General features: G+C 72.5%; 2 protein-coding genes and 1 pseudogene. All 3 read right to left on the bottom strand.

Annotated elements, in window-relative coordinates:
- A pseudogene (locus AC27IO_RS24285) lies at positions 1-153 on the bottom strand (P1 family peptidase); the annotation flags it as partial.
- A 34-nt stretch (positions 154-187) separates the two neighbouring features.
- On the bottom strand, positions 188-634 hold the full coding sequence (locus AC27IO_RS24280; protein WP_284431478.1) for a copper-binding protein: 447 nt from the start codon (positions 632-634) through the stop codon (positions 188-190).
- Complete coding sequence (locus AC27IO_RS24275) at positions 631-1,164, bottom strand: DUF411 domain-containing protein (RefSeq protein ID WP_498741220.1); 534 nt, start codon at positions 1,162-1,164, stop codon at positions 631-633. The genes AC27IO_RS24280 and AC27IO_RS24275 overlap by 4 nt, the downstream gene beginning before the upstream one ends.
- Between the last annotated feature and the right edge of the window lie 161 nt (positions 1,165-1,325).

Genomic DNA, 1,325 nt, shown 5'->3' with positions numbered 1-1,325 from the left:
CCGCGCACGTCGACGCCGCCCACGGACGCCCTCGCGCGCGAGGATGGCGGTGCAGCCCGTGGGGCGGCGGGCGTCGGTGTAGTGGCCGACCTCGATGCCCGCCACGCGGGTGATGCTGCCAGCGTCGCTGGCCGAACGGGTTGCTGCGGTCATATGGGCGGCGATTATGGCGCCGCGCCGGCGGCCTTCAGCGGGCCGCCTCGATGCGGGTGATGACGAGCGCGCCGCGCTGGCTCTCGGCATGGAAGCGCACCGGCGTGCCGGGCGCGAGCGGCAGGTCCGGCGCCGGGTCCTGCAGGCGGAACACCATGGTCATGGGCGGCATGGCGAGGTTCTTCAGTTCGCCGTGGCGCAGCGTGAGCCGGGCGGCTGACGGATCCCAGCGCACGACCTCGCCCTGGGACAGTTCGGCGTCCACCGCGGTGGCGGTGGCCGCAGCGGACGCCGCTTCGGACGGGGCGGCTGCCGCGGCGGTGTGGCCGGCATGTCCATCGTGTCCACCGTGCCCGGCCTGGCCGTGCGATGACGCCTGCGCGGGGACCGTGCCCGCCAGGGCAAAGACGGCGATGGCGGCGATGAAGGCGATGAAAGGGGAAAGGGCGGCACGGCCCGGGGTGGAGGGGCGGCGGGTCATGCGGGCTCCTTGGATGGCGGGTAGTGGCTGAAAACGCGGGTGCTGGCGCCGCCGTGCGCCACCAGCAGCACGTCATAGGCGTCCTTGCGCCCGCCGTAGATCGCGCCGTCCATGCCCGGCGAGCCCACCGGCATGCCGGGCACGGCCAGGCCCAGGGCCTTGGGCTTTTCGCGCAGCAGGCGCTGCACGTCCGCGGCCGGCACATGGCCCTCGATGAGGTAGCCGCCGACGAGTGCCGTGTGGCACGAGCCCAGCTTTTGCGGCAGGCCCAGGCGGCTGCGCACGGCGGCGTTGCCGGTCTCATGCACCGTGGCGCGAAAGCCGTTGGCCTGCATGTGGTCCACCCAGTCCTGGCAGCAGCCGCAGCTGGGGTCCTTCCAGACCTCGATGGCGGTGGGTTGCGGGCCGGCCGCGAAGGCCGGCCAGGGCAGGGCGGCGGCAGCGCCCCAGGCGGCGATGCCGTGCAGGGCGCGGCGGCGCGCGGCCAGCGGGGTCGGGGTGCCGCCAGCGGCGGGAGGGGTCAGGGGCATGGCAGGGTCCTTTCGGTGGGTGGGGGTGTCCACCCGGGTTTCAAGTAAAAAACGGCTCCAGTGCATATTCTTCTAAGGCATATTGCTATTAAATTAATAGCAAAAAGAGTGCCTGCATGGCCGGTCAATGGGCGTGGCCGGTGCCGCCGGGGCCCGGTTTG

The organism is Acidovorax sp. KNOB132 (assembly GCF_057541515.1).
Note: the sequence above shows the minus strand (reverse complement) of the source record. Positions and strands in the feature narration are given on the sequence as shown.

What these genes read in the sequence shown, in the direction of transcription:
- AC27IO_RS24280 (WP_284431478.1), bottom strand. Translation starts at nt 634, where the DNA reads ATGACCCGCCGCCCCTCCACCCCGGGCCGTGCCGCCCTTTCCCCTTTC.
- AC27IO_RS24275 (WP_498741220.1), bottom strand. Translation starts at nt 1,164, where the DNA reads ATGCCCCTGACCCCTCCCGCCGCTGGCGGCACCCCGACCCCGCTGGCC.